The organism is Isoptericola sp. NPDC055063 (assembly GCF_053608125.1).
On record NZ_JBSGUW010000005.1, the window covers coordinates 207,712 to 230,143 of the forward strand.

A 22,432-nucleotide genomic window follows, 5' to 3' on the forward strand; every position below is an offset into this window, starting at 1 on the left:
GTCGCGGCGCCCGCCGCGGACGTCGCCCGGGCCCCGGTCGCAGCGGCCCCCTAGGGTGCGGTCATGACCGACGACGTGGGGCGAGCAGTCATCGCCGACCTCAGCACGATCCCCAACCCGCAGGCCGTGGACCGCACGGCCGTGGTCGAGCTCGGGGGCGTCGAGCAGTTCGTCTCGATCCGCGGCCGGGACCGCGCGAACCCGGTGCTCCTCGTCTGCCACGGCGGGCCCGCCGTCCCGTCGCTGCCCACGTCGTGGATCTGGCAGCGCGGCGTGGAGGACTACTTCACCGTCGTCAACTACGACCAGCGCGGCAGCGGCAGGTCCGTGGGCGGCGTCGTCGACGACACCGACATGAGCGTGGACCGCTACGTCGACGACCTCGTCGAGCTGATCGCCTGGCTGCAGGGCGAGCTCGGCGTCGAGCGGGTCGGTCTCCTCGGGCACAGCTGGGGCTCGATCCTCGGCGTCCTGCTCGCCCGGCGCCGGCCCGACCTGCTCTGGGCGTACGTCGGCGTCGGCCAGGTGATCTGCGGGCAGGACAACGAGTCCGAGGCCTTCGCCCACGCGGTGCGCAGCGCCACCGCCGACGGGAACGCCGGGGCGCTGGCCGAGCTGCGTGCCCTCGGCGACTACCCCGGCGAGGAGCCGCTCACCGTCGAGCGGATCATCGTGTGCCGGCGGTGGGCGCAGCACTACGGCGGCCTGTCCGCCTACCGCGCGGAGTCGCTGTACTTCTTCGAGTCCGAGGCGCTGTCGCCGTACTACTCCGCCGACGACCTGGAGCTCATCGGGGAGGGGCAGTCGATCACGCTCCCCCGCGTCCTGGACGACGTCCTCGGCTTCGACGCCAGCGACCAGGTCGAGTTCGACGTGCCGATCATCCAGCTCCTCGGCCGGCACGACTACACGACGCCCACCGCGCCCGTGGAGCGGTGGTTCGAGCGGGTCACCGCGCCGTCGAAGGACCTCGTCTGGTTCGAGCACTCGGCGCACCTGTGCATGCACGAGGAGCCCGGCAGGTTCGTCGTCAGCCTGGTGGACCTGGCGCTCCCGCACGCCACGCGCTGACCGCGACGCCCGGCGCGCCTAGCGCGTCGCCCAGAACGCCACGGCGGACGCGGCGGCGACGTTGAGCGAGTCCACTCCCCCGGCCATCGGGATCCGCACGACGACGTCGGCGGCGTCCACCGCGCCGCGCGAGAGGCCGTCGCCCTCGGTGCCCAGCACCATCGCGAGGCGCTCGGGCAGGTCGGCCACCAGGTCGTCGAGGGACACCGAGTCGTCGGAGAGGGCCAGGGCGGCGACGGTGAAGCCGTCCTCCTGGAGGGCGTGCAGACCGCCCGGCCACGACTCCAGGCGCGTCCACGGCACCTGGAAGACCGTCCCCATCGACACCCGCACCGAACGCCGGTACAGCGGGTCCGCGCAGCGCGGCGACACGAGGACGGCGTCCACGCCGAGGGCCGCGGCCCCGCGGAAGATGGCCCCGACGTTCGTGTGGTCGACGATGTCCTCCAGCACGGCGACGCGGCGCGCGCCGGCGCCGCCGCGGGCGCCCGCGATCAGCTCGTGCACGCTCGGCAGCACGGGGCGGTGCATGGCCGCGAGCGCCCCGCGGTGCAGGTGGAACCCGGTGATGCGCTGGACGACCTCGTCGCTCCCGACGTAGACGGGCGCGTCGGGGTGCGCGTCGATGACGTCGGCCATGGAGTCGAGCCACTTCTCGCCCATGAGGAACGACCGCGGCCGGTGGCCGGCCTCCAGCGCGCGGCGGATCACCGACGACGACTCGGCCATGTACAGCCCCTCGGCGGGCTCGCGCACGGAACGCAGCTTCACGTCCTTGAGGTCGGTGTAGTCGTGCAGGCGCGGGTCGGCGGGGTCGGCGATGCGGGTGACGCGGTCGGCCGGGGCGCCGGGCTCGGGGGTGCTCACCGGGGCATTCTCCCCCGGGACGGCAGCCGGTCCGCGACCGGGCCCCGCCGTCAGCGCGCCGGTCACCGCCCGAGGGCGTCCTCGAGCGTCGGCACGCCACCCGACGCGCGCCACGCGCCCGGCGTCCGGCCGTGGCGGCGCACGAAGGCGCGGTGGAAGCCCGGCACGGAGTCGTAGCCGACGCGGCGGGACACGGCCTCGACGGACGCGTCGCCGTCGCGCAGCAGCCGGGCCGCGGCGTCCAGGCGGCAGCCCGCGACGTACGCCATCGGCGGCTCGCCCACGGTGGCGGTGAACCGCTCGGCGAAGGCCGAGCGGGACAGGCGCGCGACGGCCGCCAGGGACTCCACGGTCCACGGGTCGGCGGGCGCCGCGTGCACGGCCCGCAGCACCGGGCCCAGCGCGGGGTCGCGCAGCGCGGCGATCCACCCGGACGCCGGCTCCTCGGCCTCCAGCCAGCCGCGCACCACGTGCACGAGCAGCACGTCCGCCAGGCGCGCGGTGACGACGTCGGTGCCCGGCCGCGGACGCCGCACCTCGTGGTCGATGGCGGTGACCAGCGCGCGGAGCCAGGTCCCGTCGGGATCCGCGCCGGACGCCGCGACGCCCGGGCCGTTCGTGCCGGGGGCCCGCAGGACCGGCGGGAGGCTGGCGAGCAGGCGGCCCACCCCGGGGTCGGTGAACCCGACCGCGCCGCACACGAGCGTCGCGGGGCGGCCACCGCCGTCGATGCGCAGCTGCTCGTACCGGTCGGCGACCACGGTCCGGTCCACGTCCCACAGCCCCGTCGCGGGGTCGTCGGCGGCACCGGTGATGCGGTGGCCGGTGCCGTGCGGCACCAGCACCAGGTCGCCGGGGGCGAGGTCGTGCCGCTCGCCCTCGACGTCGACGACGGCGCGCCCGTCGAGCAGCAGGTGGAACATCGTCGTGCCCGGCAGGGCCGGCAGCGCGAGCCCCCACGGCTCGGAGTAGCGGCCCGTGGAGCAGAAGACGGCGGTCATCTCGAGGTCGCCCAGCACCTGGGCCCACGGGTCCTCCTGCGGGAGCCCCGCGCCCGGCACGGGCAGCAGCGTCGCGGCGTCGGCCATGCCGCCATCCTCGCGCTGTTCCGGACGATCGGTCAAGAACCTCGGAGATCACGGCATGGTTCGTCCGCCCGTCGGGCGGAAGTCTGGGACCAGTCGCCGGGCCGCACGGGCCCGGCCGGAGGAAGGAAGAGTCATGGACGTGCTGGTGGTCGGAGCGACGCGAGGCAGCGGCCTCGCCCTGACCCGTCGCCTCGTGGCGGACGGGCACCGCGTCACCGCGTTCGGGCGGACGGCGAGCGCGACGTTCGGCCAGGTCGAGGGGCGGGTCGAAGGGCCGGGCAGCCTGCGGCCCCTCGACGGCGACGCGCTGGACCCGGAGTCGGTCGCCAAGGCCGTGGCCGGACAGGACGCCGTGGTCGTCACGCTCGGCATCTCGGACAACCCGCTGGCCGTGCAGTGGCTGCGCCGGTCGAGCACCCCGACGGACGTCCGCTCGCGCGGCACCGCGACCGTCGTCGCGGCCATGCGGGAGACCGGCGTGCGCCGGCTCGTCGTGCAGAGCACGTACGGCCTCGGCGACTCGTGGCGGCACCTGGACCTCACGTGGAAGCTGGTGTTCCGGTTCGTCATCGGCCGCCAGTTCACCGACTCGGGGCGGCAGGAGGACGTGGTGCGCGCCAGCGGGCTGGACTGGACGCTCGTGCGGCCCGTCTCGCTCACCAACTCCCCCGACGGCGCGCCCGCCGAGGCCCCCGCCCACGTCACGACCGACGACACCCGGCGCGGCCTCAAGGTCTCGCGGGCGCAGCTCGCCGGCGTGCACGCCGCGGCGCTCGGCGACCCGGGCACCGTCGGCGCCACGCTCAGCGTGTCGGCCTGAGCGCCGTCGGTGCGTCAGGCGGCGCGTCGGGCGGGGTGTCGGGGCGTCGTGCCAGGATCGCGGTCGTGACCACCGACCCCGCCCGCGCCGGCGTCGCGCCCGCCGTCGTCCTGCGCGACCGCGTCCCTGCCGACCTGCCCGCCCTCACCGAGGCCCTCGCCGGCCAGCAGCCGGCGTCGGGCTACCCGCACCGCTGGCCCCTGCCGTTCCCGGTCGAGGAGTTCATCGTCCGTCCCGACGAGGAGCGCGCCTGGGTCGCCGAGGTGGACGGCGCGGTCGTCGGGCACGTCAGCGTGACGGCCGTGCCCGACGACCGGTTCGGCGCGATCTGGTCCGCGGGCGCCGGTCGACCGGTCCACGAGCTGGGCTGCGTGTCCGTCCTGTTCGTCGGCCCCACGGCGCAGGGCCGGGGCGTCGGCGGCGCCCTCCTCGACGTCGCCGTCGCCCACCTGCACGCGCAGGGCCGCACCCCGGTGCTCGACGTCGACGACCGCGACGGCGTGGCGCACGCCGTCTACCTGCACCGCGGGTGGCGCGTGGTCGGCGAGGCCCGGTTCGACTGGCAGCGCGAGGGCGCGCCGCCGGCCCGGATGCTCGTCCTGCCCTGACCACACGAAGACATCGAGCGTGCTGACCTGCTCCTCGCACGGGCCGCGCGAGGAACGAGTCAGCACGCTCGATGCTGGGGCACGGCTCCGGGATCAGACCCCGGCGGGGCCGGCCACCACGTCCTCCTCCTCGACGGCGGGGGCGCTGAACTGCGACTCGTAGAGCCGCGCGTACGCCCCTCCGGCGGCGAGCAGCGCGTCGTGGTCGCCCTGCTCCACGATCTGCCCGTGCTCCATCACCACGATGGTGTCGGCGTCACGGATGGTAGACAGGCGGTGCGCGATGACGAACGACGTGCGGTTCGCCCGCAGCGCGTTCATCGCCTGCTGCACCAGCACCTCGGTGCGGGTGTCGACCGAGCTCGTCGCCTCGTCGAGCACGAGGATCTCCGGGTCGGCCAGGAACGCCCGCGCGATGGTGAGCAGCTGCTTCTCGCCCGCGGACAGCGAGGTGGCCTCGTCGTCCAGGAGGGTGGCGTACCCGTCGGGCAGCGTGCGCACGAACGGGTCCACGTGGGTCGCCTCGGTGGCGGCGAGGAACTCCGCCTCCCCCACCGTGGCGCCGTCGCGCACGCCGTAGCGCAGGTTCTCCTCGATGGTGCCCTTGAACAGCCACGTGTCCTGCAGCACCATGCCGATCCGCTTGCGCAGGTCATCGCGCGTCATGTCGCGGCTGTCCACGCCGTCGAGCGTGATGCGCCCCGAGTTGACCTCGTAGAACCGCATGAGCAGGTTGACCAGCGTCGTCTTGCCGGCGCCCGTCGGCCCGACGATCGCGATCGTCTGGCCGGGCTCCGCGACGAGGTCGAGGTGCTCGATGAGCGGCGTCTCGGGGTCGTAGGAGAACGACACGTCCTCGAACGCGACCCGGCCCTGCACGTGCCCCAGCCGGCGGGGGGCCGACGGGTCCGGGTCCTGCTCCGGGGCGTCGAGCAGCTCGAACACCCGCTCGGCCGACGCGACGCCCGACTGCAGCAGGTTCATCATCGACGCGATCTGCGTGAGCGGCTGCGTGAACTGCCGCGAGTACTGGATGAACGCCTGCACGTCGCCCAGGGACAGCTGCCCCGAGGCCACGCGCAGCCCGCCGATCACGGCCACGATCACGTAGTTGAGGTTGGCCAGGAAGCCCATCGACGGCTGCATCGTGCCGGAGATGAACTGCGACTTGCGGGACGCGTCGTACAGCGCCTCGTTCTCCTCGCCGAACTTCGCCGCGGCCGCCTCCTGGCGCCCGTAGACCTTCACCAGCGAGTGACCGGTGAACATCTCCTCGACGTGCGCGTTGAGGCGCCCGGTCGCGGCCCACTGCGCCACGAACTGCGGCTGCGACCGCTTGGCGATCTGCATGGTCAGGACGATCGACAGCGGCACGGTGATCAGCGCGACCAGGGCCAGCACCCACGAGATCCAGAACATCATGCCGAGCACGCCGATCACGGTGAGCACGGAGGTCACGAGCTGCGCGAGCGTCTGGGTCGTGGTCTGCGCGACGTTGTCGATGTCGTTGGTGACGCGCGAGAGGATCTCGCCCTTGGCCTGCTTGTCCACGTAGCTCAGCGGGATGCGGTGGAGCTTGGCCTCCACCTCGTCGCGCAGGCGGCGCATGGTGTTCTGCACCGCGATCGTCATGATGCGCGCCTGCAGCCAGCCGAAGAGGAACGCGCCCACGTACACGGCGAGCACCCACGTCAGGATCTCGGCGAGCCGGGTGAAGTCCACCCCCTGGCCGACGACGACCCCGTGCATCGAGGCGAGCATGTCGGCCTGCGTGGTGTCGCCGGAGGCCCGCAGGCCCTCGACCACCTGGTCGACGGGCGTCCCGGCGGGGACCTGCGGCGACTCGATCGCCTTGCCGACCACGCCGGCGAAGATGACGTTGGTGGCCTCGCCGAGGATCTTCGGGCCGGCCACGGTGAGCGCCACCGAGACGACGCCGCACAGGGTGAGCAGGATGACGCGCGCCCGCTCGGGGCGCATCACGCGGGCGAACCGCACGAGCGACCCGCGGAAGTCCATCGCCTTCGCGCCGGGGGCCCCGCCCATGCCACCCATGGGGCCGTGCCCGCCGCCCCCGCGGGGTCCTCCGGCGGGTCGGCCGGCCGGTGCCTTGCGTTCGGTGCTCATGCCGCCTCCTCGAGGGACATCTGGGAGGTGACGATCTCCTGGTAGGTCTCGTTGTCGGCCAGCAGCTCGGCGTGCGTGCCGCGCCCGACGATGCGCCCGTGGTCCAGCACGAGGATCTGGTCCGCGTCCCGGATGGTCGCCACGCGCTGGGCGACGACGAGGACGGTCGCGTCCTTCGTCCGGGGCCGCAGCGCCGCGCGCAGGCGCGCGTCGGTGCTGTAGTCGAGCGCCGAGAACGAGTCGTCGAACAGGTAGATGCTCGGGCGCCGCACGACGGCCCGCGCGATCGCGAGCCGCTGCCGCTGGCCGCCGGAGAACGTCGTGCCGCCCTGCGCCACGGGGGCCTCGAGCCCCTCGGGGAGGGCCTCGACGAAGTCGCGCGCCTGCGCGATCTCCAGCGCCTGCCACATCTCGTCCTCGGTGGCGTCGGCCTTGCCGTAGCGCAGGTTGTCCGCGATCGTGCCGCTGAACAGGAACGCCTTCTGGGGCACCAGGCCCTGGATGGACCCGAGGTCCGCCGTGGTCAGGTCGCGCACGTCCACGCCGTCCACGAGCACCCGCCCGTCGGTGACGTCGAACAGGCGCGGCACCAGGTTGAGCAGCGTGGTCTTGCCCGCACCCGTCGAGCCGATGATCGCGGTGACCTGGCCGGGCGACGCGGTGAACGTCAGGTCGTGCAGCACGGGCTCGTCGGCGCCCGGGTACCGGAACTCGACTCCGTCGAACCGCACCTCGCCGCGCGGGCCCTCGCCGTCGGCCAGGGACGTGAGGGACACGGGCGCGGCCGGCTCGGTGACCGAGGTCTCGGTGTCCAGGACGTCGGTGATGCGGCCCGCGGCGACCGAGGCGCGCGGCACCATCATCACCATCATCGTGGACATCATCACGGCCATGAGGATGTACATGATGTAGCTGAGGAACGCCATGAGCGCGCCCACCTGCATCTCGCCGTTGTCGATGCGCTGCGCGCCGAACCACAGCACGGCGACGCTCGAGGCGTTCATGATCAGCATGACCATCGGGAACGCCAGGGCCATGAGCTTGCCGGCGTTCAGCGACGTGTCGTACAGCGCCTCGTTCGTGGCGCCGAACCGCTCCAGCTCGCGGTCCTCGCGGACGAAGGCGCGCACCACCCGCAGGCCGGTGATCTGCTCGCGCAGGACGCCGTTGATGGCGTCGATCCGCTTCTGCATGGCCCGGAAGTAGGGCACCATCCGCCACATCAGCAGGCCCATCGCGATGCCCAGGACCGGGACGACGACCAGCAACAGCCCGGAGAGCGCGACGTCCTCCTGCAGCGCCATGATGACGCCGCCGACCAGCATGATCGGCGCCATCACCATGATGGTGAAGGTCATCAGCACGACCATCATCACCTGCTGCACGTCGTTGGTCGTGCGGGTGATGAGCGACGGGGCGCCGAACTGCCCGAGCTCGCGCGCGGAGAAGCCCTGCACGGAGTCGAACAGGTCGCGCCGCACGTCGCGGCCCAGCGCCGTGGCGGTGCGCGCGCCCAGGAACACCGCGCCGATCGCGCACACGACCTGGCCCAGGCTGACGACGAGCATCCAGCCGCCCACGCGCATGATGTAGGCGGTGTCGCCCGTGGTCACGCCGTTGTCCACGATGTCGGCGTTGAGGGAGGGCAGGTAGAGGGAGGCGAGCGTCGCGAGCAGCTGGAGCACCAGCAGCAGCGCGACGGCGCCGGAGTACGGGCGCAGATAGCTCCGCGCCAGGGAGACGAGCATCAGGGCTCCTGGGGGTGGGGGTGACGGGGCGCTGCCCCGGGGGGATTGTCAGGCACCGGGCGCCTCGGGCACCTGTTCTTTTTCTCGATCCTCCGCGATGCCGTGCACGAGCGCATCGGCGACCACGCGGGCCGAGGGCGCCGGGAGCAGGTGGTCCACGCGCCCGTGCGTGCCGGCGATGCTCGCCTCGAGGAGCGCCACGGCGACCTCGATCGGCACGCGCAGCCTGTGCTCGTCGGGCTGCAGCACCCCGACCAGCCCGGCCACGGTGGCCTCGCGCTGCTGCTCGCGCTGCCGCGCGAGCTGCTCCCGGAAGTCCTGCACGTGCTCGGACGGGGCCAGGTCGCGGGCGCCTGTGCGGTGGTGCAGCGCCCGCAGCACGCCCATCCACCGCACGACGTCGCTCATCCGGCGCCGGCCGAGCTCGATGACGCGTTCGAGCCGCTCCTCGAGCGGCGCCTCCCGGTCGATCGCCGCGAGCTCCGCGCGGGTCTCGACCGGGCCGGAGGCGCGGTGCAGCCCCTCGACCGCGACGGCGCCGACGAGCGTGAGCTTGTCGCCGAAGGCGCGGAACAGGGTGCCCTCGGCGACCCCGGCGGCGTCCGCGAGCTCGCGGCTCGTGACGTCGACGCCGAACTCGCCGACCAGCGGCAGGACGGCGTCGATGATCGCGGACCGCCGGTCTTCCGGGGACAGCGGGGTGGCGCGACGACTCGCGCCCGGTGCAGCCAGCATGAGCGACATGCTAAATGAGTGAGCACTCACTCGTCCACCCCCTCCGCCGCTCCCGTCGCGACCGGCCGGACACGACGGGACCCCGCCACCCACGAGGGGTGACGGGGTCCCGTCGCGGCGTGCAGCCGGCTACTGCTGCGGCTCCTCCGGCTCGCCCGTCACGGGGCGCGGCGGGGTGCCGGTGGCCGGCGGGGTCGCCGGGCCGCCCGCGGGGCGCTGGCCGCGCTCCGCCGACGGGTCGAACGGCGCGCCCGACCGGGTGCCCGCGCTCGTCGCGTCGGCGGTCGCGGCCTCGGCCTGGCGACGCGCCTCGGCGAGGGCCTCGCCCGGGTCGGTCAGCGCGGTCTCGCCGAACGCGGTGCGCGGGCGAGGCGTGCGCTCGCCCTCGTCGTCGCCCGAGGGCGGGGTCGGGATGCCGGGCGTCCCGGGGACGCCGCCGAAGCCCTGCGCGATCGAGCCGAGCGCCGCCGTGAACTCGGTCGGCACGACCCACAGCTTCGAGGCGTTGCCGTTGGCGATCTGCGGCAGCATCTGCAGGTACTGGTACGCGAGCAGCTTGGGGTCGGCGTCGCCCTGGTGGATCGCGTCGAACACCTGCAGGATCGCGCGGGCCTCGCCCTCCGCGGTGAGGATCGCGGACTGGGCGTTGCCCTCGGCCCGCAGGATCTGCGACTGCTTCTCACCCTCGGCCGTGAGGATCTGCGACTGCTTGACACCCTCGGCCGTGAGGATCGTGGCGCGGCGGTCGCGCTCGGCGCGCATCTGCTGCTCCATCGCGCCCTGCACGGAGGCGGGCGGGTCGATCGACTTCAGCTCGACGCGGTTGACGCGCACGCCCCAGCGGCCGGTCGCCTCGTCGAGCACCCCGCGCAGCTGGCCGTTGATCTGGTCGCGGCTGGTGAGGGTCTGCTCCAGGTCCATCGAGCCGACGACGTTGCGCAGCGTGGTGACCGTGAGCTGCTCGATGGCGGTGATGTAGTTCGCGATCTCGTAGACGGCCGACTTCGGCTCCGTCACCTGGAAGTACACGACGGTGTCGATGCTCACCACGAGGTTGTCGCTCGTGATCACCGGCTGCGGCGGGAAGGAGACGACCTGCTCGCGCAGGTCGACGCCCGCGCGCACGCGGTCGATGAACGGCACGAGCCAGTGCAGCCCCGGCTCGAACGTGTGCCGGTAGCGGCCGAGGCGCTCGATGATGAGCGCCGTGGCCTGCGGCACCACCCGCACCATCTTGAACAGCGCCACGACCACGAAGATCACGAGCGCGAGAATCACGATCCACAGCACGATGGTGCCGGCGGACGGGTCGGACACGATGGTCCCTTTCTGTCGACGTCGAACAGGACTGCCGGCATCCCGGCAGGGTGGAACGCGCCCGGACCGTCGGCGGCCCGGGCGTCCGTCAGGCGCTGTGCTCGGGCTGGGCGTGCGAGGTGGGGACGGGCTCGACGACGGCGGTCGCGCCCTCGATCCGCACCACCCGCACCTCGGCGCCCTCGGGCACCCGGCCGCTCGAGTTCGGCACGCCGTCGTCGACGAGCCGCGCGCTCCAGACCTCGCCGGCGAGCTTGACGCGGCCCCCGGTCTCGGTGACCTCGCTCAGGACGACGGCGGGACGCCCGACGTGCGCCGCGACGTTGGTCTCCTGCAGCGGCACGCGCTGCCGGAGGTGCTGCAGCAGCCACGGGCGCAGCAGGAGCACGAGGACCAGCGCGAAGACGCACGCCACCACGAACTGCAGCCACACCGGGCCGCCTGCCGCCGCCGTCACGGAACCGGCCAGCGCGCCCCCGGCGAGCATGATGAACACGAGGTCTAGCGAGAACATCTCGATGGCGGCCAGCACCAGCGCCGCCCCGATCCACCACAGCCAGGAATCCATGGTCACCTCCGCCAGGCCCTGCGCCGGGACCCGACTGTCGCGGCCACAGGGTTTTGCTCAGACTTTACCAAGACTTCCCCCGTGCTGGGAACGGTCAGCGACCGGCGGGTCGCGCCGCGCGCGCCAGCCAGCGACCGCCCCCGTGGGCGACCATCAGCGGCGTCCCGAACGCCTGCGAGAGGTTGTCCGCGGTGAGCACCTCGTGGATCGGGCCGGCGGCCTGGATCCCCCCGTGGCGCATGAGCAGCAGGTGCGTGAAGCCCGGCGGGATCTCCTCGACGTGATGCGTCACGAGCACCAGGACGGGCGACGCCGGGTCGGCCGCGAGCTCGGACAGCGCGCCCACCAGCTCCTCGCGGCCGGCCAGGTCGAGGCCCGCGGCGGGCTCGTCGAGCAGCAGGAGCTCCGGGTCCGTCATGAGGGCGCGGGCGATCTGCACGCGCTTGCGCTCCCCCTCGGACAGGGTGCCGTAGTAGCGGTCGGACAGGTCCGCGACGTCGAACGCCGCGAGCAGGTCCTTGGCGCGCTGCTCGTCGAACTCCTCGTACGACTCCTGCCAGCGGCCCGTCACGCCGTAGGCGGCGGTCAGCACGACGTCCCGCACCGTCTCGTGGCCCGGGATGCGGTCGGCGAGCGCGGCCGACGCGAATCCGATGCGCGGGCGCAGCTCGAACACGTCGACGCGGCCCAGCCGCTCCCCCAGGAGCTCCGCGGTGCCGGACGTGGGGTGCGAGCGCGCCGCGAGGATCTGCAGCATCGTCGTCTTGCCGGCGCCGTTGGGCCCCAGCACCACCCAGCGCTCGCCCTCGTTCACCTGCCAGTCCACGGCGTCGAGGATGGTGGTGGTACCGCGTCGAACGGTGACGCCCTGCAGGTCGAGAACCGCGCTCATGAGGCCCGACCCTACCCGAGCGCCGACGCCGGACCGGCCTGCGTCCGGGCCCGCCCGACGTCTAGGGTGTGATGCCGTGGACACCTCCCCCGACACCCTGCCGCGCAGCGTCGTCCTCGCGCTCTGGCTGCAGACCGTGGGCGCCGCGCCGGGCGTCGTCGTGCGCAGCGTGCAGGGCGACGACGAGCCGCACGGCGTCGTGGGGATGCCGGGCCGCGCCGAGGACGAGGACGCCGACCTGCGCGCCCTCGTGACCGCGTGGCTCGACGGCCCCCGCGAGGTGTGCGCGCTCCTGCCCGCTCCCGGCGACCTCGGCGGCGTGCCGGCGGCCGTGAGCGCCGAGGCCACCGACGCCGGCGAGTGCGTGATGGTGACCACGCCGGCCGGGTCGTGGGCCGCGGTGCCGGCCGTCACCACGTTCGGCAGCGCCCTCGAGCCGGGCCACCTCGTGGCGTGGCAGGTGCGGGCCGTGCCCGCGTGGTCCACCCACGTGGCGGGCGCGCTCGGCTCCCTGCCGGACGCCGAGCGCGAGCTGCGCACCAGCCTCGTCACCGCCACCGAGGCCCTCGACGCCCTCGACGTGGCGCGGTGGCGCGACGACGCGGCGGACGCGATCGAGCGGCTGCGCGGCGGCAGCACGGACGGCTGGCCCGTGCCCACCCTCGAGGGACGACGGGCGCGCGTGCTGCAACTCGCCACCCGGCTCCTGGCGATCGTCGACCTCGCGACCGTCGACGAGGGGGGCGCGGTCAACGTCTGGCAGTCCGACCAGCGCGCCACCGCCCTGCGCGAGGTGGAGCGCACCGCGCGGCGCGCGCTGAGCGCCGCCACCTACGGCGCGGTGCGCTGACCGCCCCGAGGATCACGACCCGGCGCCATCAGCCCGGTCAGCCCGGTCAGCCCGCGAGGACCGCCCGGTAGACGTCGAGCGTGCGGCCCGCGACGGCGTCCCAGGAGAACAGGTCCTCGGCGCGGCGGCGGCCCGCCGCGCCCATCGCCGCGGCGCGCGCCGGGTCGTCCAGCACGCCCAGGAGCGCCGCCGCCAGGTCGCCGACGAACCGCTCGGGGTCGAGCGGGGTGCCGGTGCCGTCGTCGGCCTGCTCGATCGGCACCAGCGCGCCGGTGACGCCGTCGTCGACCACCTCGGGGATGCCGCCCGTGGCGGTGCCGACCACCGGCAGGCCCACGGCCATGGCCTCGAGGTTGACGATGCCGAGCGGCTCGTACACGGACGGGCAGACGAACACGGTGCTCGCGGCGAGCACGGCGATCAGGTCGGGGCGCGGCAGCATCTGCTCGATCCACACGACGCCGGCCTCGGCGCCGCCCCCGCCGGGCCCGGCCTCCCCCGTGCCGCCGCGCGCGCGGCGCAGCTCGGCGACCAGGCCGCGCACCTCGTCCATCAGCTCCGGGGTGTCCGGGGCGCCGGCGCACAGCACGAGCTGCACCTCGCGCGGCAGCCGGGCCGCGGCGCGCAGCAGGTACGGCAGCCCCTTCTGCCGGGTGATCCGCCCGACGAACACCACGGCCGGGCGCTCCGGGTCGATGCCGAGATCGCGCACCACGCGCTCCGCCTCCGGGTCGCCGGCGCCGGGACGCCGCCAGCCGGCCAGGTCGATCCCGTTGTGCACCACGTGCACGCGCGCGGGGTCGAGCTCCGGGTAGACCCGCAGGATGTCGGCGCGCATGCCCGCCGACACCGCGATCACGCCCGCCGCCCCCAGGTAGGCGGTGCGCTCCGCCCACGACGACAGCGCGTACCCCCCGCCGAGCTGCTCGGCCTTCCACGGCCGCAACGGCTCGAGCGAGTGCGCCGTGACCACGTGCGGCACGCCGTGCAGCAGGCCGCCCAGGTGGCCGGCGAGGTTCGCGTACCAGGTGTGGGAGTGCAGCACGTCCGCGCCGGCGACGTCCTGCGCCATCGCGAGGTCGACGCCGAACGTGCCGAGCACCGGGTCCACGGCGGCCAGGCCGGCGGGCACCCCGTACCCGGTCACGCCGGCCGCGGCGGCGTCCGCGGGGCGCGGCCCGTCGAAGCAGCGCACCCGCACGTCGACCTGCCGGCGCAGCACGGCGGACAGCTCCTCGACGTGCACGCCCGCGCCGCCGTAGACGTGCGGCGGGTACTCGCGGGTCAGCAGGTCGACGCGGAACGGGCTCGTCTCCGGGGTGCTCACGCGGTCAACCTACCCATGCGGGCGGGTCGCGGGCGCGGCGGCCCACGACGCCCTAGGGTCGGGGGCATGGCGTCGACCCAGCCCCGCGTGCTCGCGATCGTCCTCGCCGGCGGCGAGGGCAAGCGGCTCATGCCCCTCACGGCGCACCGCGCCAAGCCTGCGGTCCCCTTCGGGGGCATCTACCGGCTGGTCGACTTCGCGCTCTCGAACATCATCAACTCGCGGTACCTGCGGGTCGTCGTGCTCACGCAGTACAAGTCGCACTCGCTCGACCGGCACATCTCCAAGACGTGGCGGATGTCGTCGCTGCTCGGCAACTACGTGTCGTCCGTGCCTGCGCAGCAGCGGGTGGGCAAGCACTGGTACCTCGGCTCGGCGGACGCGATCTACCAGTGCCTCAACATCATCGACGACGAGCGGCCGGACATCGTGGTCGTGGTCGGCGCCGACCACGTGTACCGCATGGACTTCTCCCAGATGGTGGAGGCACACGTCTCCACGGGGGCGCGCGCGACGGTGGCGGCCATCCGGCAGCCGATCGCGATGGCCGACCAGTTTGGCGTCATCGAGGTGGACCGCGAGGACCCGACGCGCATCTCCGAGTTCCTCGAGAAGCCCGAGAGCCCCGTGGGCCTGCCCGACTCCCCCACCGAGGTGCTCGCCTCGATGGGCAACTACGTGTTCGACGCCGACGCGCTCGTCGAGGCCGTCACGAAGGACTCCGCCGACCCGGACTCCCGGCACGACATGGGCGGCGACATCATCCCCGCCTTCGTGGCCGAGGGGACGGCCGGCGTGTACGACTTCATCCGCAACGAGATCCCCGGCTCGACAGACCGCGACCGGGACTACTGGCGCGACGTCGGCACCATCGACGCCTACTTCGAGGCCAACACGGACCTCATCGCGGTCCAGCCCGTGTTCAACCTCTACAACCAGGACTGGCCGCTGCTCACCGGGTACACCGGCCTGCCGCCGGCGAAGTTCGTGCACGCCGGGCCCGGGCGCCTGGGCCACGCCGCCGACTCGATCGTCTCGCCTGGTGTCCTCATCTCCGGCGCGACGGTCGCAGGGTCCATCCTGTCCCCGGGCGCCTACCTGCACTCCTGGGCCACCGTCACCGACTCCGTCGTGATGGACAACGTCCAGGTGGAGCGGCACGCCCAGGTCCACCGCGCCATCCTCGACAAGAACGTGGTGGTGAGCGAGCGGGCCCGGGTCGGCGTCGACCACGAGGAGGACCGGGCCCGCGGTTTCACCGTCTCGGCGTCGGGGATCACCGTCGTCCCGAAGGGCACCGTCGTTGCTTGATCCCGCTCCCCGCACCGCCCCCGTTCCCACCGAGCCGCCGAGCCGGCGCCGCCTGGTGGTCACCGACGTCGACTCGACGTTCATCACCGCCGAGGTGATCGAGCTGCTCGCCGACCACGCCGGCACCCGCGCGCAGGTCGCCGAGGTGACCGAGCGCGCGATGCGCGGCGAGCTCGACTTCGCCGGCTCCCTACGCGAGCGGGTCGCCACCCTGCGCGGCGTGCCCGTCGAGGCGCTCACCGCGGTGCGGGAGGCGGTCGTGCTGACCCCCGGCGCCGCCGACCTCGTCAGCGAGACCCGCCGGCGCGGCTGGGAGTTCGGCCTCGTCTCCGGCGGCTTCGCCGAGATCCTCGGCCCGATCGCCGACGCCCTCGGCATCGCGCGCTGGCGCGCCAACCGGCTCGAGGTCGCCGACGGCGTCCTCACCGGCCGGACCGTCGGCCCCGTCGTCGACCGGGCGGACAAGGCCGCGACCCTCCGCCGCTGGGCCGACGAGTGCGGGCTGGAGATGGTCGACACCGTCGCCGTGGGCGACGGCGCGAACGACCTCGACATGATCGACGCGGCCGGCATCGGCATCGCGTTCGCCGCCAAGCCCGTCGTGCGGGCGCAGGCGCCGTTCAGCGTGGACGGGCCGCGCCTTGACGCCGTGCTCGCCGTCATCGACGAGGTGGACGCCGCCGCCGGGCGGGCGCCGGGCACCGCGCGGCCGTGATCCCCCACCCGTAGCGCGAAACCCCTGGCGGGGGCCAGGATCGGACCATGGCGACGACGGTCGAGACCAACGCCCTCAACACCATCGACGAGTCCGAGCGGCACGGCCGCCCCCGCGACCTGTTCTGGCCGTGGTTCGCGGCCAACGTGTCCGTGCTCGGCCTCGGCTACGGCGCGTACCTGCTGGCGTTCGGCGTGTCCTTCTGGCAGGCCGTCGCCGTGGGCGCGATCGGCATCGTGGCGTCGTTCCTGGCCTGCGGGTTCATCTCGCTCGCCGGCCGGCGCGGGTCCGCGCCCACGATGGTGCTCAGCCGCGCCGCCTTCGGGGTGGACGGCAACCGGCTGCCGTCCCTGCTGTCGTGGATCCTCACCGTCGGCTGGGAGACCGTGCTGGTGGCGCTCGCGACCCTCGCCACCGCGACCGTGCTCGGCACGCTCGGCTGGGGCGGCGGCACCGTGACGCAGGTGGTCACGCTGGCCGTGGTGGCACTGGTCGTCGTGACGGCGGGGATCTTCGGGTTCCAGCTCGTGATGCGGCTGCAGCAGGTCATCACCGTGCTGACCGCCGTGCTGACCGTGGTGTACGTCGTGCTGGTCGCGGGCCACATCGACTGGGCGACGGTCGCGGCGATCCCTCCCGGGCACGCGCCCCAGGTGATCGGCGGGCTCGTGTTCATGATGACCGGCTTCGGCCTCGGCTGGGTGAACATGGCCGCCGACTACTCCCGCTACCTGCCGCGCACGGCGTCGGGCCCCGGCGTCGTCGGCTGGACGACGTTCGGTGCGTCCCTGCCGCCCGTGCTGCTCCTGGTCGCGGGCCTCCTGCTCGCCGGCTCGGACCCCGCGCTGGCCGACGCGATCGGCGCCGACCCGATCGGCGCGCTCGCCGTGCTGCTGCCCGAGTGGTTCCTGATCCCGTTCATGGTCGTGGCCCTGGCCGGCCTCATCGGCGGCGCGGCGCTCGACATCTACTCCTCCGGGCTCGCGCTCCTGTCGCTGGGCCTGCCCGCCCCGCGCTGGGTCGCGGCCGCGATCGACGGCGTCCTCATGGTGCTCGGCGCCGTGTACGTGGTCTTCGTCGCCGACGACTTCTTCGGCCCGTTCCAGGGCTTCCTCATCACCCTGGGCGTCCCGATCGCCGCCTGGTGCGGCGTGCTGCTGGCCGACATCGCGCTGCGCCGCCGCGACTACGCCGACGCCGAGCTGGGCGACCGGCACGGCCGCTACGGGAGCGTGCGCTGGCCCGCGGTCCTCCTCGTGGTGGGCGGCACCGTGGTCGGCTGGGGCCTGGTGACGAACACGTACGCCGGGTGGCTGTCCTGGCAGGGCTACCTGCTGGGGCCGCTGGGCCTCGGCGGGCGGGACGGGCAGTGGGCCGGCGCCAACCTCGGCGTCCTGGTCGCCCTCGCGCTCGGGCTGCTCGGCACGTTCCTGCTCTCCGCCCGAGCCGTGCGGCGCCAGGAGTCGGCGGAGCATTCGGCGCAGGATTCGGCGCAGGAGGCGGCATGAGCCGCGGGACGGGCGGCGCGGTCCTGGTCGTCGTCGACATGCAGACCGTCTTCGGCGCGCCCGGCAGCCCGTGGGCGTCACCGGCGTTCGACGCCGCGGCCGACGGCGTGCGGCGCCTGCTGCCCGCGTTCGCGGGCCGCACCGTCTGGACGCGGTACGTGGCGCCCGCGGAGCCGGAAGGCGCGTGGCGGGAGTACTTCGCGCAGTGGCCGTTCGCCCTCGTGCCCGCCGACGACCCGTTGTACGCGATCGCTGACGGCCTGGACCCGGCGGGCGCGCACGTCGTCACCGCGACGACGTTCGGCAAGTGGGGCCCGGAGCTCGAGGCCGCGGTCGGCGGCGCGGGCGAGCTGGTGGTGGCCGGCGTCTCCACCGACTGCTGCGTGCTGTCCACCGTGCTCCCCGCGGCCGACGCCGGCCGGCGGGTGCGGGTGGTGGCGGACGCGTGCGCCGGCGCGAGCCCCGAGGACCACGAGCGCGCGCTGGCCGCGATGCGGCTCTACGCGCCGCTGGTGGAGGTCACGTCGGTCGACGAGGTGCTCGGCAGCGCCTGAACGGGGCGGGTTCGGGCGCCCGGGCCCGCCAGACCGGAGGTCAGGACGGGCGGCCGACGTGCACGAGCCGTGACGTGCCGCGACCCCAGTCGGCCCACGGGTGCGCGGCGGACTCCAGCACCGAGTAGGTGGCCGTCGGGACGCCGACGCGCACCTGGGCGAGGGCGGCGGGCTCGGAGCCCTCGGCGGCGAGGTACGCCGCCGTCGCGGCCATCGTCGGCTCGTGCCCGACGACGAGGACGGTGCGCACGGACGCCTCGACCTCCCGCAGGAGGCCGAGGACGTCGCGCACGCTCGCCTCGTAGAGCTCGTCGCGCACCTCGAGGACGGTCGCAGCCGAGCCGTCCAGGTGGGCCGAGGCCAGGTCCCAGGTCTGGCGCGTGCGCAGCGCGGACGACACCAGCGCGACCTGCGGCAGCAGGCCGGCCGCGGTGAGGGCCATGCCCACGCGGCTCGCCTGCTTGCGCCCGTTCAGCGCGAGGGGCCGCTGCTCGTCGGAGAGCGCCCCCTTGCCCGGCTCCGCCTTCGCGTGCCGCAACAGCACGAGTCGCCAGCTCGGCGCGGCGCCCTCGGCCTGCGTTACCGCTCTCATGCGCTCCGTCTCACAGGTCGGTCCGGGGGTCGTTCCGGGACCGGCCCGTCACTGACCCATCGCGTGCACACCACCGTCGACGTGGACGATCTCACCGGTCGTGGCGGGGAACCAGTCCGAGAGAAGCGCCACGACGGCGCGCGCGGCGGGCTCCGCCGTGGTCTGGTCCCAGCCCAGCGGGGCACGCTGCGGCCAGGCGTCCTCCATGGTCGCGAACCCCGGGATGGACTTCGCGGCCGTGGTGCGGATGGGCCCGGCGGAGACGAGGTTACACCGGATGCCGTGCGGCCCGAGGTCACGGGCCAGGTAACGGTTCGCCGACTCCAGGCCGGCCTTCGCGACGCCCATCCAGTCGTAGACCGGCCACGCGAACGACGCGTCGAACGTGAGGCCGACGTAGGCACCACCGGACATCAGCGGGCGGGCCGCCTCGATGAGCGACTTGTACGAGTACGTCGAGACCTGCAGGGCCGTGGCGACGTCGCCCCACTCGGCGGCGAGGAAGTTGCCGCCCATGACGGACTGGGGGGCGAAGCCGATCGAGTGCACGACGCCGTCGATGCCGTCGACGTGCTCCTTCACGCGCTCCGGGAGGGCCGCGAGGTCCTCGTCGCTGGTCACGTCGAGCTCGACCACGGGCGCCGTGACGGGCAGCCGCTTGGCGAACGCCTGCGTGAGCTTCATCTGGCGGCCGAAGGAGGTGAGCACCACCTCGGCGCCCTCCTCCTGGGCGAGGCGGGCGGCGTGGAACGCGATCGAGCTGTCCGTGAGGACGCCGGTGACGAGGAGCTTCTTGCCGTCGAGCAGAGCCATGATGACCTTCCGGTTGTGCTGAGGGTGAGTGAGCGGGGGGCGGCGGGCGTCAGTGGCCCATGCCGAGGCCGCCGTCGACGGGGATGACCGCGCCGGAGACGTAGGCCGCGGCGTCCGAGGCGAGGAACCCGACGACGCCCGCGATCTCGTCGGTCGAGGCGAACCGCCCGGCGGGGATGGTCGCCTTGTACTTCTTCTGGGTGTCCTCGGGCAGCGCCGCCGTCATGTCGGTCTCGACGAAGCCGGGGGCCACGACGTTGGCCGTGATGCCGCGCGCGCCGAGCTCGCGGGTGATCGACCGGGCCATGCCGACGAGGGCGGCCTTGGAGGACGAGTAGTTGACCTGGCCGGGGCCGCCGTACAGGCCGACGACGGAGCCGACCAGCACGATGCGGCCCTTGCGCGCGCGGATCATGCCCTTGGAGGCGCGGCGCACGCAGCGGAACGTCCCGGTGAGGTTCACGTCCAGGACCGACTCGAACTCCTCGTCGCTCATGCGCATGAGGAGCTGGTCGCGGGTGACGCCCGCGTTGGCGACGAGCACCTGGACCGGGCCGAGGTCGGTCTCGATCGCCGAGAAGGCGGCGTCCACGGCCGCGGAGTCGGTCACGTCGGCGACGTAGCCGTGCACGCCCTCGGGGAGGTCGCCTCCGCGGTAGAGGGTCGCGACGGTGTCGCCGTCGGCGACGAAGCGCTCGGCGATCGAACGGCCGATGCCGCGCGCGGCACCGGTGACGACGACGACCCGGCCCGTGGGTGCGGCACCGGCGGCGGCCGGGGTGGGCTGGGTGGCGGGGGCGTCGGTCACGGGGTCTCCTCGGCGGTCGTGCTCTGGTCAGGGCAGGTCAGGGCGGGTCGGGACGGACGGGGCGCGAAGGCGCGCGAAGCACCGCCGACGCCCTGGTGACGGTACCCCGCCGCGGGGCTCCCGCAGGGTCGCGGCGCGTCACACGTCGCCGCGGCCGTTTGTCGGATCCCTACAAGCCGCGGGGTCCCTGGCGGCCGGTCGGGGGGACGCGGGGCCCGCCGTAGACTGGCCGGGTGAGCCATGCCCGCGCGACCTCGTCCGGTTCGCGCCCGTCCGGGAACCGCCGTCACGACGCGGGCCGCGACGCCGAGGTCCCTTCGATCACCAGCGCTCCCGAGCCGCTGGAGGAGGACCAGGCGCGCCGCACCCGGCGCTACCTGGTGCAGATGGGCATCCGGATCGTGTGCTTCATCGGCGCCGTCCTGGTGGACGAGCTCTGGATCCGTCTGACGCTCGTCGCAGCCGCTGTCGTGCTCCCCTACTCGGCCGTGCTGTTCGCCAACGCCGGGCGCGACCGCGTCAGCTACGACACCTCGCCGATGGTCGACGTCGCGCCGGCCGAGCTCCCCGCGCCCGCCTCGCGGCCCGGCTCGTCGTCCGCCCCGGAGACCTTCGACGGCGCCCACCGCGTGGTCGAGCACCGGGACGACGAGCCTGACGACGCGCCCGACGGCCAGGGTCCAGACCAGGGTCCAGACCAGGATCAAGGCCAGGGCGACCCGACCGACGAGAACCGTGGAGGAGACCGCTGATGGACGTGCTGGGGACCGGGGCGGACCCGGTGGCCGGTGAGCTGGTGTGCTCCGCGAAGGGCTGCCGCGCCGAGGCCGCGTGGGGCCTGCTGTGGAACAACCCGCGGCTGCACACCCCGGAGCGCCGCAAGGTCTGGCTCGCGTGCGACGACCACCGCGAGCACCTCGAGCAGTTCCTCGGCGCGCGCTCCTTCTGGAAGCAGACCGTCCCCGTCGCGGAGCTCGACCGCGCGTGAGCACCTCCCCCGCGCCGGGCCGACCCTCCGACCTGCCCGCCCCCGCCGCGCCGCGCACCCGCCGGCAGTGGATCACCCTCGGCCTCGGTGCCGTGGTGCTGGCGGCGCTCTGCGTCCTCGCCGCGTTCTGGCAGTGGCACCGCTACACCTGGCGCGAGGCGCAGATCGACCTCGTCGAGAGCAACTACGCCAGCGCCCCGGTGGCCCTCGACACGCTGCTGCCCGAGCCCGGGGCCGTCCTCGACCCGGGTGACGAGTGGCAGCCCGCGGTGGCGACCGGCACCTACCGCCCGCAGGACACGGTGCTGCTGCGCAACCGGCCCGTCGGCGGCCAGCCCGGCTTCCACGTCCTGGTGCCCTTCGAGACGACGGGCGCCGACGGCCGGCCGCTCGTCCTGGTGGTCGACCGGGGCTTCGTCCCGACCGGCGAGGACGCCAGCAGCCCGTCGTCCGTGCCCGACCCCCCGAGCGGGGAGGTCGAGGTGACGATGACGATGCGGCCCGACGAGCCGGCCTCCACGCGCGGCACGCCCGCCGGCCAGGTCCAGGCGATCCACACCGACCAGGTGCTCGCCGCCGGCTCCGAGGGCGCGTCCTGGGCCGACGGGGCCACGGTGGGCGGCTACGGCCAGCTGCGCTCGGAGGACCCGGCGGCCGCGACGACTCCCGGCGCCCTCCCCGAGCCCGACACCGACCCGGGCTCGCACCTGAGCTACACGTTCCAGTGGTGCATCTTCGCGCTCGGGGCGCTGGGCGGCTACATCGTCCTGTGGCGTCGTGAGACGAGGCCGGTGCGCGTCACCGCCGGCGACCTCATCGCCGCGCACGACGGCCCGGACACTGACGGCACAGGCGGCGCGGGCGGCTCCCGCGTCCCGCGGCAGCCGCGCCGCCGCGTCGACGAGGACTACGAGGACGCGCTGCTGGACGCCGCCGAGCACGACGGCTCCCACGAGGACGCCGCCCGGTAGGACGACACCTCGCAGGACGACACCTCGCGACGACGAGGGCCCCGGACGACGAGAGCCCGGGGACGACGAAGCCCGGGGAGGGGGTTAGCGCTCGCCGGGGTTCCGTCCCGCCGTGTTCGGGTTGGTGTCGGGGGTCGGTCTCAGGCCAGGGAGA

At 74.2% G+C, this 22,432-nt stretch carries 23 protein-coding genes; 11 read left to right on the plus strand and 12 right to left on the minus strand.

Annotation, left to right across the window (positions count from 1 at the left end; translation table 11 throughout):
• Positions 1-63 precede the first annotated feature (63 nt).
• The gene (locus ACWF41_RS08240; RefSeq protein ID WP_380319330.1) at positions 64-1,071 is read left to right on the plus strand and encodes an alpha/beta hydrolase; all 1,008 of its coding nucleotides are present in this window, start codon (positions 64-66) and stop codon (positions 1,069-1,071) included.
• An 18-nt stretch (positions 1,072-1,089) separates the two neighbouring features.
• Here ACWF41_RS08240 and ACWF41_RS08245 read toward each other — a convergent pair whose 3' ends face one another.
• Together ACWF41_RS08245 and ACWF41_RS08250 are read right to left on the minus strand one after the other, a co-directional pair.
• Positions 1,090-1,938, minus strand: coding sequence for a TrmH family RNA methyltransferase (locus ACWF41_RS08245; RefSeq protein WP_380319327.1), 849 nt, complete (start codon positions 1,936-1,938; stop codon positions 1,090-1,092).
• 62 nt (positions 1,939-2,000) lie between these two features.
• A complete protein-coding gene (locus ACWF41_RS08250) occupies positions 2,001-3,026 on the minus strand; it encodes an AraC family transcriptional regulator (RefSeq protein WP_380319324.1) in 1,026 nt (341 codons plus the stop codon).
• A 133-nt stretch (positions 3,027-3,159) separates the two neighbouring features.
• On the opposite strand from ACWF41_RS08250, the gene ACWF41_RS08255 reads away from it, so the two are divergent.
• Complete coding sequence (locus ACWF41_RS08255) at positions 3,160-3,846, plus strand: NAD(P)-dependent oxidoreductase (protein ID WP_380319321.1); 687 nt, start codon at positions 3,160-3,162, stop codon at positions 3,844-3,846.
• A 65-nt stretch (positions 3,847-3,911) separates the two neighbouring features.
• Positions 3,912-4,454, plus strand: a complete 543-nt coding sequence (locus ACWF41_RS08260; protein ID WP_380319318.1) for a GNAT family N-acetyltransferase — start codon at positions 3,912-3,914, stop codon at positions 4,452-4,454.
• 93 nt (positions 4,455-4,547) lie between these two features.
• On the opposite strand, the gene ACWF41_RS08265 is transcribed toward ACWF41_RS08260, so the two are convergent.
• From ACWF41_RS08265 to ACWF41_RS08290, 6 genes are all read right to left on the minus strand, one after another.
• Complete coding sequence (locus ACWF41_RS08265) at positions 4,548-6,581, minus strand: ABC transporter ATP-binding protein (RefSeq protein ID WP_380319315.1); 2,034 nt, start codon at positions 6,579-6,581, stop codon at positions 4,548-4,550.
• Complete coding sequence (locus ACWF41_RS08270) at positions 6,578-8,329, minus strand: ABC transporter ATP-binding protein (RefSeq protein WP_380319312.1); 1,752 nt, start codon at positions 8,327-8,329, stop codon at positions 6,578-6,580. The genes ACWF41_RS08265 and ACWF41_RS08270 overlap by 4 nt, the downstream gene beginning before the upstream one ends.
• Before the next feature lie 48 nt (positions 8,330-8,377).
• On the minus strand, positions 8,378-9,064 hold the full coding sequence (locus tag ACWF41_RS08275) for a TetR/AcrR family transcriptional regulator (protein ID WP_380319309.1): 687 nt from the start codon (positions 9,062-9,064) through the stop codon (positions 8,378-8,380).
• A gap of 129 nt (positions 9,065-9,193) precedes the next feature.
• Positions 9,194-10,381 (minus strand): SPFH domain-containing protein, encoded by a 1,188-nt coding sequence (locus ACWF41_RS08280; protein WP_380319306.1) that lies wholly within the window; start codon positions 10,379-10,381, stop codon positions 9,194-9,196.
• 88 nt (positions 10,382-10,469) lie between these two features.
• Complete coding sequence (locus tag ACWF41_RS08285) at positions 10,470-10,949, minus strand: NfeD family protein (protein ID WP_380319303.1); 480 nt, start codon at positions 10,947-10,949, stop codon at positions 10,470-10,472.
• Between the two features lie 94 nt (positions 10,950-11,043).
• Positions 11,044-11,841 carry an ABC transporter ATP-binding protein gene (locus ACWF41_RS08290; RefSeq protein WP_380319300.1) on the minus strand — a complete coding sequence of 266 codons (798 nt, stop codon included), beginning with the start codon at positions 11,839-11,841 and terminating at the stop codon, positions 11,044-11,046.
• A gap of 76 nt (positions 11,842-11,917) precedes the next feature.
• On the opposite strand from ACWF41_RS08290, the gene ACWF41_RS08295 reads away from it, so the two are divergent.
• Positions 11,918-12,691 (plus strand): hypothetical protein, encoded by a 774-nt coding sequence (locus ACWF41_RS08295; protein WP_380319297.1) that lies wholly within the window; start codon positions 11,918-11,920, stop codon positions 12,689-12,691.
• A gap of 46 nt (positions 12,692-12,737) precedes the next feature.
• On the opposite strand, the gene glgA is transcribed toward ACWF41_RS08295, so the two are convergent.
• Positions 12,738-14,018 (minus strand): glycogen synthase, encoded by a 1,281-nt coding sequence (gene glgA / locus ACWF41_RS08300; protein WP_380319294.1) that lies wholly within the window; start codon positions 14,016-14,018, stop codon positions 12,738-12,740.
• Positions 14,019-14,084: 66 nt separating this feature from the next.
• Here glgA and glgC point away from each other — a divergent pair, with 66 nt between their 5' ends.
• The 4 genes from glgC to ACWF41_RS08320 are packed head-to-tail and all read left to right on the plus strand — an operon-like array spanning position 14,085 to position 18,106.
• Positions 14,085-15,329 carry a glucose-1-phosphate adenylyltransferase gene (glgC, locus tag ACWF41_RS08305; protein ID WP_380319291.1) on the plus strand — a complete coding sequence of 415 codons (1,245 nt, stop codon included), beginning with the start codon at positions 14,085-14,087 and terminating at the stop codon, positions 15,327-15,329.
• On the plus strand, positions 15,322-16,044 hold the full coding sequence (gene serB, locus ACWF41_RS08310) for a phosphoserine phosphatase SerB (RefSeq protein WP_380319288.1): 723 nt from the start codon (positions 15,322-15,324) through the stop codon (positions 16,042-16,044). The genes glgC and serB overlap by 8 nt, the downstream gene beginning before the upstream one ends.
• A 47-nt stretch (positions 16,045-16,091) precedes the next feature.
• A complete protein-coding gene (locus ACWF41_RS08315; RefSeq protein ID WP_380319285.1) occupies positions 16,092-17,552 on the plus strand; it encodes a purine-cytosine permease family protein in 1,461 nt (486 codons plus the stop codon).
• A complete protein-coding gene (locus tag ACWF41_RS08320) occupies positions 17,549-18,106 on the plus strand; it encodes a cysteine hydrolase family protein (protein WP_380319282.1) in 558 nt (185 codons plus the stop codon). Before ACWF41_RS08315 ends, ACWF41_RS08320 begins: the two co-directional genes overlap by 4 nt.
• Positions 18,107-18,146: 40 nt before the next feature.
• Here ACWF41_RS08320 and ACWF41_RS08325 read toward each other — a convergent pair whose 3' ends face one another.
• From ACWF41_RS08325 to fabG, 3 genes are read right to left on the minus strand one after another with little or no spacing between them, the layout of a single operon-like run.
• Positions 18,147-18,698: a SixA phosphatase family protein gene (locus ACWF41_RS08325; protein ID WP_380319279.1), complete on the minus strand. Its 552-nt coding sequence runs from the start codon at positions 18,696-18,698 to the stop codon at positions 18,147-18,149.
• A gap of 48 nt (positions 18,699-18,746) precedes the next feature.
• Positions 18,747-19,511, minus strand: coding sequence for an enoyl-ACP reductase FabI (gene fabI / locus ACWF41_RS08330; protein WP_380319276.1), 765 nt, complete (start codon positions 19,509-19,511; stop codon positions 18,747-18,749).
• Between the two features lie 49 nt (positions 19,512-19,560).
• Positions 19,561-20,319: a 3-oxoacyl-ACP reductase FabG gene (fabG, locus tag ACWF41_RS08335; protein WP_380319273.1), complete on the minus strand. Its 759-nt coding sequence runs from the start codon at positions 20,317-20,319 to the stop codon at positions 19,561-19,563.
• 233 nt (positions 20,320-20,552) lie between these two features.
• On the opposite strand from fabG, the gene ACWF41_RS08340 reads away from it, so the two are divergent.
• Genes ACWF41_RS08340 through ACWF41_RS08350 form a run of 3 tightly spaced genes read left to right on the plus strand, consistent with a single transcriptional unit; the run spans position 20,553 to position 22,278 of the window.
• Positions 20,553-21,071, plus strand: a complete 519-nt coding sequence (locus tag ACWF41_RS08340) for a DUF3099 domain-containing protein (protein ID WP_380319270.1) — start codon at positions 20,553-20,555, stop codon at positions 21,069-21,071.
• A complete protein-coding gene (locus ACWF41_RS08345) occupies positions 21,071-21,307 on the plus strand; it encodes a hypothetical protein (RefSeq protein WP_380319267.1) in 237 nt (78 codons plus the stop codon). Before ACWF41_RS08340 ends, ACWF41_RS08345 begins: the two co-directional genes overlap by 1 nt.
• Positions 21,304-22,278 carry an SURF1 family cytochrome oxidase biogenesis protein gene (locus ACWF41_RS08350; RefSeq protein WP_380319264.1) on the plus strand — a complete coding sequence of 325 codons (975 nt, stop codon included), beginning with the start codon at positions 21,304-21,306 and terminating at the stop codon, positions 22,276-22,278. Before ACWF41_RS08345 ends, ACWF41_RS08350 begins: the two co-directional genes overlap by 4 nt.
• The last annotated feature ends 154 nt before the right edge of the window (positions 22,279-22,432 follow it).